At 70.7% G+C, this 9207-nt stretch carries 9 protein-coding genes and 1 pseudogene; 3 read left to right on the top strand and 7 right to left on the bottom strand.

Going from position 1 to position 9207, the window contains the following annotated elements; translation table 11 throughout:
- A pseudogene (locus G4D87_RS06660) lies at nt 1-411 on the top strand (hypothetical protein); the annotation flags it as partial.
- A gap of 130 nt (nt 412-541) precedes the next feature.
- Here the strand turns inward: G4D87_RS06660 and G4D87_RS06655 are convergent.
- From G4D87_RS06655 to G4D87_RS06640, 4 genes are all read right to left on the bottom strand, one after another.
- The gene (locus G4D87_RS06655; protein ID WP_205507456.1) at nt 542-916 is read right to left on the bottom strand and encodes a hypothetical protein; all 375 of its coding nucleotides are present in this window, start codon (nt 914-916) and stop codon (nt 542-544) included.
- 138 nt (nt 917-1054) lie between these two features.
- Complete coding sequence (locus G4D87_RS06650; protein WP_163780078.1) at nt 1055-1951, bottom strand: DUF3108 domain-containing protein; 897 nt, start codon at nt 1949-1951, stop codon at nt 1055-1057.
- 17 nt (nt 1952-1968) lie between these two features.
- Nucleotides 1969-3657 carry a DUF4091 domain-containing protein gene (locus G4D87_RS06645; RefSeq protein WP_163780076.1) on the bottom strand — a complete coding sequence of 563 codons (1689 nt, stop codon included), beginning with the start codon at nt 3655-3657 and terminating at the stop codon, nt 1969-1971.
- Nucleotides 3658-3683: 26 nt separating this feature from the next.
- Complete coding sequence (locus tag G4D87_RS06640; RefSeq protein ID WP_163780074.1) at nt 3684-4487, bottom strand: DUF3108 domain-containing protein; 804 nt, start codon at nt 4485-4487, stop codon at nt 3684-3686.
- A 306-nt stretch (nt 4488-4793) separates the two neighbouring features.
- Between G4D87_RS06640 and G4D87_RS06635 the strand changes: the two genes are divergently transcribed.
- Nucleotides 4794-5015 (top strand): hypothetical protein, encoded by a 222-nt coding sequence (locus G4D87_RS06635; protein WP_163780073.1) that lies wholly within the window; start codon nt 4794-4796, stop codon nt 5013-5015.
- On the opposite strand, the gene G4D87_RS06630 is transcribed toward G4D87_RS06635, so the two are convergent.
- Both G4D87_RS06630 and G4D87_RS06625 read right to left on the bottom strand, forming a co-directional pair.
- Nucleotides 5002-5685 carry a YggS family pyridoxal phosphate-dependent enzyme gene (locus G4D87_RS06630; protein WP_163780071.1) on the bottom strand — a complete coding sequence of 228 codons (684 nt, stop codon included), beginning with the start codon at nt 5683-5685 and terminating at the stop codon, nt 5002-5004. The genes G4D87_RS06635 and G4D87_RS06630 overlap by 14 nt on opposite strands.
- Nucleotides 5682-6278 (bottom strand): Maf family protein, encoded by a 597-nt coding sequence (locus G4D87_RS06625; protein WP_163780069.1) that lies wholly within the window; start codon nt 6276-6278, stop codon nt 5682-5684. The genes G4D87_RS06630 and G4D87_RS06625 overlap by 4 nt, the downstream gene beginning before the upstream one ends.
- A gap of 53 nt (nt 6279-6331) precedes the next feature.
- On the opposite strand from G4D87_RS06625, the gene G4D87_RS06620 reads away from it, so the two are divergent.
- Nucleotides 6332-7426, top strand: a complete 1095-nt coding sequence (locus tag G4D87_RS06620; protein WP_163780067.1) for a GGDEF domain-containing protein — start codon at nt 6332-6334, stop codon at nt 7424-7426.
- Between the two features lie 105 nt (nt 7427-7531).
- Here G4D87_RS06620 and G4D87_RS06615 read toward each other — a convergent pair whose 3' ends face one another.
- On the bottom strand, nt 7532-9097 hold the full coding sequence (locus G4D87_RS06615) for a peptidylprolyl isomerase (RefSeq protein WP_205507455.1): 1566 nt from the start codon (nt 9095-9097) through the stop codon (nt 7532-7534).
- Between the last annotated feature and the right edge of the window lie 110 nt (nt 9098-9207).

The raw sequence follows: 9207 nt of genomic DNA, 5'->3' as shown, positions 1-9207 counted from the left end.
GCCCCCACCACCGTGGTGGTGGGGGCGCCCGGGGGTGGCACGACGACCGGGGCGTTCGCGACGCCGCCCACGTCCACCTTCGGTTCATTCACCGTGCAGCCGCTGGCGCCGGGCTCGTTCGATGCGTTTGTCGGCACGGGGCAGTCCAGCGCGGGAATCATCGCCACCGAGCCGCCACTCAACTCGAATCCGGCCGTGCCGCTGCCGGGGCTGCTGACCACGCCCGCGCCGCTGAATGCCGGACCTCCGGCGCCGTTGCTGGGGACGCCCGCGCCGCTCAACGCCGCGCCGGCGCTCCCGCTGCCGACGACGCCATCTCCCGTGTCGGGGCCCGCGACGACCGGGGCTCCCGCCGCTCCCGCGACGACCGGTGCTCCCGCCGCGCCCGCGCCCGCCGCGCCTGGGCCTTGAGCGCGGATGGGCGGAGCGACAAGGCTTCGCCCATCAGGTTGGCGCGGCCACGCCCTGGCTCGGGGGCAGCCCCATGAGGCAGTGGACAGGCGTTCGCGGCGGGGTGGGGACCGCCGAACCGACGCGGCTGTCAGCGGCCGCGGACCACCGGCGCCTGTGCGAGCCGGCTCATGCCCGCGGCCTGGGACAGGCGCTTGCGCAGCCGCACGACGGCGTCGTGGAGTGAATCCAGCTGCTGAAGGACGCGCAGGTCATCACCCGAGTCCACCAGCGCGGCCGGTGTCAGCGCTTCCGTGCGAAGCGTGTCGAGCAGGTCCGTGAAGTGGGCTTCCACCTCGCCGAGCGCGTCCAGCCCCTCGCGGAGGTCATCCTCCAGCAGGTCCACGAGCACCGCCGCGTCGGTGCGCGCGGGCAGTGCGCGGGCGAGCTGCTCCACCGCCACCCGGACCGGGTCTGCACGGCGCGACGGCGGAGGGGCGACGAGGGTCAGGGCCGGAGGGGGCATGGCCTCGACGCTACAGGCAGGTAGCACTCCGTCAATTTTCCAGTCAGGCCCGAAGCCCGGCGCACCGGCACCTGCGCGGGCCCGCGGCACCTGGCCACGGGCCTTGGGTGTTGCGACGGGGTGAGGCGTCCGCCGCGCTCACCACTTCATCGTTTCCTGACCTTCACTCTTCTGGGGTTTCTCCCCCGGGCGCGACACGGAGGTGAGGGTGGCGCGCACGGCGCCCAGGTCGATGGTGCCCACGGCGGCCAGCGGCAGTCGGCGCGCGTCGTCTGAAATCCAGACGTGGACTTCACGCTTCTGCTTGGGCCGGTCCAGGCGCACGGCGGTGCCCGTCATGTGCCAGGCCTTGAACTGGCCCAGCGGCGTCGTCACCTGTTCGCGCTTCACCACCGTGCCCTGCATGCGCCACATGCGACGCACGCCGTAGACATCGAAGCACACCTGGAGGTTGTCCTTGAGCGGCAGTTGGCGCAGCAGGTAGATGGCCCCGGCCACGTCCAGGCCGTCCTTGTCGAAGGTGTAGTTGAACTGCCCCTTGGGGCGCTTGCCGTACTGGTAGTCCACCTTGACGGTGCGCTCCTTCTGGCCGAACGCGACCTCCACCTTGCGGCGCTGTTCGTTCTCCAGGGTGTCCTCGACGTAGCGCTTGGGGCGCAGCGTGCGAGGGTGGAGGTACGCGGTGGCGCTGCCGCGCACGCGCCGCACCTTGGAGAAGAAGGTGTTGGTCTGCGCCTCCACCTGGATGGGCAGGTGCCCGTCCTTCTGCTTGTGGACGCGCATCGTCATGGTGCCCGCCTGCGCGCCCATGGCGTCGAGGTCGAACTCGAGCACCTCACCCGGCATGAACGCCATGGGCGTGCGCAGCGCCGGCAGCGCGGCGTTGCACGGCGCCACGGTGAGGGGCGCCGTGGGTTCCTCGGCCTTGGCGCTTTCGGCCTCCGGCGCGTCCGTCTCCGCGTCTGGCAGCTGGGCCCAGGCGCTTGCGCTGGACAGTGACAACAGGGCCGCGAAGAGGGTGCGCAGGGGGCTCATCCTTTTCCTTCCAGGGACTACGGGGTGCTCTGCGGCGTCTGACGGTCCGGGCGCTTCGCATATTCCGATTCCGCCCACCGCTTCCGGAGCCGGGCGGTGACTTCCTCGCGGACCGCCTCCCATTCTCCCGCATCCGCGTTGATGTCCCAACCGGTGCGCGCCAGCTTGCGCGCGGCCGTCCGGGCGAAGGCGGCGTCACCCAGCTCGGCGAGCAGCCGGAGGTACTCGTAGTCCTCCAACCCGTCCCGGATGTGCTTCAGCCGCAGCGTGAGGATGGGCTGGTGGCCGGAAGGACCCACCCTGGCGGGTGTCCCCGGGTAGAAGAGGGTGCCGTCGCCGTTGCCGCCGAACTCGAAGACGTCCTTCCAGGAGTCCTTCTTCGTGTTGTAGGCGAAGACGGTGTCGAAATAGAGCTCGCCGTCCACGCCAGAGGAGAAGGCGAGCGCGCCCATGGCCCGGTTGAGCGGGGCGGGGTGGTCCACCATGTACGAGGCCCAGCCGCTGTAGGCCCTGTCCACCGCCTTGTCCGCCGGGGGGCCGCCGTTGCAGCCGTGCGAATTGCAGCTCTGGTACCACCACACCCGGGTGTCACCTGCCAGCCGTTTGCGCAGCGCGCTCGCCTCCACCACGCTGCGGCACGTCTGCGGCCCGGGCCGTGGATAGAAGCAGTTGAGCGTGGGCGTGAGGATGTCCGCCGAGCCGTTCAGCGCGTCATCCAGCGGGCTGGTGACGAGCACGGGAATCGCGCCCGCCGCGCGCACCCGCGTGGACTGGGCCTTCACCAGCGGCACGTCCTCGGGCTTGGGTTCGTCCTTGGCGTAGAAGAAGAGCTGCGCGGGCCAGCCCTTCTCGCGGAAGTGTTCGGCGAAGGCGCGGTAGTACGCCGTCTTCTCCGCGTCCGTCTTCGCGTGCTTGCTGTCGCGCACGTCGGTGCTGGTGAAGCGCGCGCCGGAGGGCAGCAGGCTGCCGTCCAGGAAGGGCGCCAGCTCCGCGTCGTACGCGCGCCAGTCCAGCACCGCGCGGCCCTTCTCGAAGCGCACCGGGGGCGGCGTCATGCTCATGCCGTGGGCGCTCACCCGGTGCTCCAGGAGCGCGCGCCCATAGTCCCGCAGCAGCTTGCGCGCCTCCGCAGACTCCGGCTTCACGCCGTGGCCCCGGGCGATGCTGTACAGCGACACCCCGAAGCTGTTGGGCAGCGAGGACGTGGCGGGCAGGGCGAAGGGCTGCACCTCGGCGGTGAACGGCACCGGCCGGACCTTCGCGCCACCCACCTTCACGAGCAGCTGTCCCCGGTACGTCCCCGGCTCCTGCTTCTCCGGGGCGCACACCTCCACGTAGAAGACGGTGGGCAGCTTCGAGTCATGCCCCGGCGCGTCCACTGGAACCAGCGCGTCCGGCCACGGGCCCGTGCGGCCCTGGCCGTTGGACGGCGTCTTCACGTCGATGAAGGCCTCGCGCCAGACGCTGGCCTTCAGCGCCGCGCCCGGCCCCTTCAGCGTCAGCTTCTCCACGGCGGGGCGCTCCACCCGGCCGGGAAGCGCCACCTGCACGGCCTCGCACTCACCGCGCGCGAGGCTGAGGCGCGCCTCCTTGCGTCCCTTCACTGCTTCGCCCGGCCGGACCTTGACCAGGGGCGACACCACCTGAGGCTCCTGCGTGGCGGACATCGCCGCCGCCACCACCGCCCACGCCCATCCTGCGCCCATCCGCCCCCTTCACTCTCCGGCGGGTGCTACCCGCCATTCTCGGCGCGGGCCACCGCCATGCTCCGGCCCGGCTTGTAGTCGGTTATCTCCGCGACGATGGTGCCCAGCGCGAACTCCGCCTCCACCCGCACCGGCACGTGGCTGGGGTCCGTGGTGAAGTAGACGAACATGTCCCGCTTCGAGGCGAGGTTGCCGCCGAACTCCGTCTTCACGCTGAGCTTGAAGACCTCTTTGTCGCCCAGCGCCGTGTCCAGGACTTCACGCCCTTCCACCTTCGCGCGGAGGGTGAACTGCTTGCTGCCGGTGAAGACGGGATAGGCATACTCCTGCCCCACGGCCAGCTCCAGGTTGCGCAATGCGAACGTCGCGCCCGTCACATCCAGCGAGCCCTCCGTCACCTCGCGGGTGGACTCGTACGGGGACTCGCCTTCCTTCTGCTTCACCACGAAGGCCGTCTTGCCATCCGGCTCCATCTTGATGCGCTGCCGGCGGCGTGAGCCGTTCTCATCCGCGTGCAAGTCACTGCCCACCACGAGCTGGCGCTCCGGCTGCCAGTAGGACACGAACTTGTCCTTGATGGGCCACACGCCCAGCATGTCGTTGGAGCGTGCCACCGCGACGATGGGCCACACGTCCTGGCCCCACTGCTTCATGTGGGCGCCCACCGTCACCTGCGCGGTGCCCGCGGTGATGCCCAGGTACCTGACGCGGTAAGAGCTCTGCTCCCCGGGGCCGAACGCCGGGTTCACGGCTTCCTGGGCCATGGCCGTCGCCGACCAGACCAGACCCGCGAACGCCGCCGCGAACCCCCACTTGGACTGCGTTTGCATCGGGTGAGCTCCCTCGCTTGGAAGTTAGGTAGCCTGGCCGCACCGCGCCAGACCCGGCTTGGAACCATTCCCGCCACCGCCCATTTCCACGGACGCGGTGGTGGGCCCGCCATTCAAATGAGGGCCGCTCCCTGCACGGGGAGGCACACTTTCCCACGTCATGCTCCCGCGCGCCTCTTCCCGGCCGGGGCCTGTCCGCCCGGCAGGCGGGAGTGCCGCGCGGCGGCGTGTCCACTCGACGACACCGCTGGTAGCCTTCGCGCGGGGCAGCCCGCGGTGTCGGGCGCCATCCCGCAGGAGGGGTCCATGTCTGGTGGTGGCGGTTCTTTCGACTTCGATGACGACGAGAAGGAGTTCGCGCGCGGAGGTGGCAAGGCGCACAAGGACTTCGACTGTCCTTCGTGCAACGCCAACAACCCCGTGGATGAGCCGCTCGCCCATGGGGACGAGGTGCGCTGCCACTACTGCGGCTCCGAGTTCAAGGTCAGCGTGAACTCGGAGGGGCGGGTGAAGCTCAAGGAGATTTGAGCGCGCGCTCGCCGAAGATGGCGGTGCCCACGCGGACGACGGTGGCCCCTTCTTCAATGGCCCACTCGAAGTCATGCGTGGTGCCCATGGACAGGCCCGGCAGCCCGTGGCCACGGGCCAGCTCGCGCAGCGCCTGGAAGTCCGCGCGGGCCCGGGCCTCGTCCTCCGTGGGGGGCGGCAGCGCCATCAGCCCCACCGCCTGGAGGCCGGGCAGGGCGCGGACCCCGTCCAGGAAGGCGCCGAGCGCGCCGGGTGCCAGGCCGCTCTTGGTGGCCTCGCCGCCCACGTTGACCTCGATGTAGACGGGCAGGGGCGGGGCGCTTTCGCGGCGCTTCGACAGCTCGCGGGCGACCTCCAGCCGGTCCAGGGCGTGGAAGGCCCCGGCCGCACGCGCCACGTACTTCACCTTGTTCGTCTGGAGCGCGCCAATGGCATGCCAGCGCAGGCCGTCCAGGTCCGCCAGCTCCGCGGCCTTGTCCCGCAGCTCCTGCGCGTAGTTCTCCCCGAAGTCGCGCTGGCCGGCGGCGTAGGCCTCGCGGATGAGGTCCGCGGGCTTCAGCTTGGACACCGCCACCAGGGTCACCGACTCCACGGGCCGCCCCGCGCGGGCACAGGCCGCCGCCACCCGCTCCCGCACCGACGCCAGCCGCTCCGCCACGCTCCCACTCATGAGGCCCTCCAGGGCAGGGGCACGCCGGCCCGCTCCAGCAGGGCCACCGTCTCGCCCAGCGGCAGGCCCACGACGTTGGAGGTGCTGCCCTCCACGCTGGCCACCAGGAAGCCGCCCCGGCCCTGGATGGCGTAGGCGCCCGCCTTGTCCAGGGGCTCGCCGCTGTGCGCGTACCAGGACAGCTCCCCGGCGCTGAGCGCGCGGAAGGTGACGCGGGTGCGGACCACCAGCGTCTCCTCATGCCGGCCGGCCAGGGCCACGCCCGTGTAGACGTCATGCGTCCGCCCGGACAGGCGCGTGAGCATGGCCTGGGCTTCCTCGGCGTCGCGGGGCTTGCCCAGCAGCTCGGCGCCCAGGGCGACGGTGGTGTCGGCGGCCAGCACCCAGGCGCCCGGGTGGCGGGAGGCCACCACGCGGGCCTTCTCCCGGGCGAGCCGCCCGACGTAGGCCTCCGCCGCCTCGCCGGCATGGGGCGTTTCGTCGATGTCCGCCGCGGAGACGGTGAAACGGAGGTCCAGCTGTGACAGAAGTTCCCTGCGTCGCGGCGACGCCGAGGCCAGGACGAGCAACGTTTGATCTGCGTTCATGTGCATGTTACGGCTCGGCCCGGCCTTACCAGACTTGTGCCCCGGAGTGGACTCTACGGATGAATCCCGCGGACCTCCTGTCGGCCATGAAGCGGACAGTGGAGCAGCTGGCCGCCTTCAACGAGATGGCCAAGGCCCTGACGTCCACGCTCGAGCTCCGCGAGGTGCTGGCGCTGGTGATGCAGAAGGTCAGCAGCCTGCTGCTGCCTCGCAACTGGTCGCTCATCCTCCAGGACGAGCGCACCGGAAAGCTCTACTTCGAAATCGCGGTGGGTGACGGCGCGGACGTGCTCAAGGGCCTCCAGCTCAACCCGGGCGAGGGCATCGCCGGCGCCGTCTTCACGTCCGGCGCGGCGCGGCTCGTCCATGACGTGGGCGGGGACCCCAGCTTCTCACCCCGCTTCGATGAAGCCTCCGCCTTCCACACCCGCTCCATCCTCGCGGTGCCGCTGCTGGCCCGGGGCCGGGTGCTGGGCATCATTGAGCTGGTGAACGGGCCCATGGACCCGCCCTTCACCAACGAGGACCTCACCATCCTCACCGCCATCGCGGACTACGCGGCCATCGCCATTGAGAACGCGCGCAACTTCCGGCGGGTGCAGGAGCTGACGATTACGGACGAGCACACCGGCTGCTACAACGCCCGGCACCTGCGCGCCCTGCTGGACCAGGAGGTGAAGCGCTCGGAGCGCTTCAGCCACCCGCTGTCGCTCGTCTTCCTGGACCTGGACCACTTCAAGAGCGTCAACGACACCCACGGGCACCTGGTGGGCAGCGCCACCTTGAAGGAGGTGGGGGACCTGCTGATGACGTTGGGCCGGCAGGACCTGGACGCCGTCTTCCGCTATGGCGGCGACGAGTTCGCCATGCTGCTGGTGGAGACGGACCAGGCGGGGGCGGCCATCATCGGCCAGCGCGTCTGCGAGGCCTTTCGGGGGCAGGGCTTCCTCCACGAGCAGGGCCTGGACGTGCGCCTCACCGCCAGCGTGGGCGTGGCCACCTACCCGGACCATGCCGCGTCCGCGTTGGACCTCATCCGCGCGGCGGACTTCGCCATGTACGCGGCCAAGGGACGCGGCCGGGACGCGCTCTGCGTCGCTCAGCCCATGGCGCCCAGCGGCGGCACGGGCTCCCACGAGTTCCCCGAGCGGTAGCCGGTGCCCCGGCCCGTGTGGCCGCCGAGCCCGCAATGAACAAGGGCCGGGGAGGGGAGTCCCCTCGGCCCGGCCCTCGGGGGCGTCACGGTTGGACGCCGGGACTCACCCGGTGCCCACCACGGAGTCGATGGCGGCGGTGTTCGTGTTCACCGTGCCCTGCTCCCGCAGCGCCTTGAGGAACGACTCCGTCACCTCAATCTGCTTGGCCTGACGGGCCTGGGTGCGCAGCGCCTCCTTGCGCTTCTCGAAGCCCTCGGTGTCCGGCTTCTGGCGCTCCACCACCTGCGCCACCACGAAGCCCTCGCCCATGGGGAACACGCTGTCGAGCGGCTGCGGGGCGCCGACGGCGAAGGCCGCCTTCACCAGCTCCGGCGCGGGGCCCAGGTGCGGCACCGCCTCACCCTCGGCGGTGAAGCTGTCCGTCTCCACGGCCTCCGGGCGCGTCTCCGTCTCGAAGCGCAGCAGCGCGGGCTGCTCCTTCTCCGGCGGGAAGAGCGTCTTCATCGCCTGCCCCGACTTGACGGAGGCCAGCGCCTTCTCCGCCTCGGCGCGGGCCTGCTGCTTGGCGCGGTCCTGCTTGTAGAGCGTGGTGGCGATCTCGTCCTGGACGTCCTCGAGCTTCTTGTCCTGGGCGGCCTGCTTCTCATCCACCTTCACCAGGTGCACGCCGAACTTCGTCTCCACCGGCTGCGTCACCTCGCCCTGCTTCAGCGCGAAGGCCGCGTCCGCCAGCGCCGGCTCCCAGCTGCCGCGCTCCACCCAGCCCAGGTCGCCACCGCGCGCCTTGCTGCCCGGGTCCTCGCTGCTGTCACGCGCCACCTGGGCGAAGTCCTTGCCGCCCTCGATTTCCTTGCGCAGCGCCTGCGCCTTCTCCAGGGCCGCCTTCTTCTGGTCGTCGGTGGCCTCCGGGGGCAGCTTCACCAGCACCTGCCGCGCACGGATGCGCTCCGGCTGCTGGTACACGAAGCGGTTGGCCTCGAAGTACTCCTTGATCTCCTTCTCGTGCGCCTTCTTCCACTCCGTCAGCTGCGCCGCGGTGGGGGCGGGGACGGTGTCGGCGTACATGGCCGGCAGGAAGCGCGCGAAGACGACCTTCGCCTGGTTGCCTTCCTTCTCGAAGCGGGCGCGGACCTCGTCGTCCGACACCACCGCGTTGGCGCGCACCACGCCCATCATCTTCTGGGCCGCCAGCTGGCGGCGCAGCTCCACCTCGAAGTCCTGCGGGGTCTTCCGGTAGAAGTCGCGCAGCACCTGCTGGTAGCGCTCGAAGTCGAACTGGCCCTCCTTCTGGAAGTCCGCGTTCTGGTGGATGAGCTTGCGCAGCTCTTCGTCGGACGGGGTGATGCCGTGGCGCTCGGCCGCCTGGGCCAGCAGCTCCGTGTTCACCAGGCGGTCGAGCACCTGGTTGTGCATGCCGAACTGGCGGGCGAGCGACTCGGGGACCGGGCTGCCCTGCGAGCGCAGGAAGCTCATCTGCTGGGCCCAGGCCGCCGCGAAGTCACGCAGCGGGATTTCCTTGCCGTTCACCGAGGCCACCGAACCAGGCGCCGTCGTCCCACCCGTGGCGCTGAAGCCGGTACTGCCCGGGCCGAAACTGAGCGTGAACACCACCGCGATGCCGATGATGAACAGGAGCGAGGCAACCTTCCGGGGATTCAGACCGTCCATTGTCGTCACTTCTGGGGCAAACGCGCCGAGAAAAGCCGTGCGGAAGGACTCGCGACGCGGTGTTGTTGGTAGCCCGGCCGGTGGGTGGTGGACCAGGAACCGCCCCCCAT

The sequence above is a fragment of the Myxococcus vastator genome (assembly GCF_010894475.1).
GTDB lineage: Bacteria > Myxococcota > Myxococcia > Myxococcales > Myxococcaceae > Myxococcus > Myxococcus vastator.
Note: the sequence above shows the minus strand (reverse complement) of the source record. Positions and strands in the feature narration are given on the sequence as shown.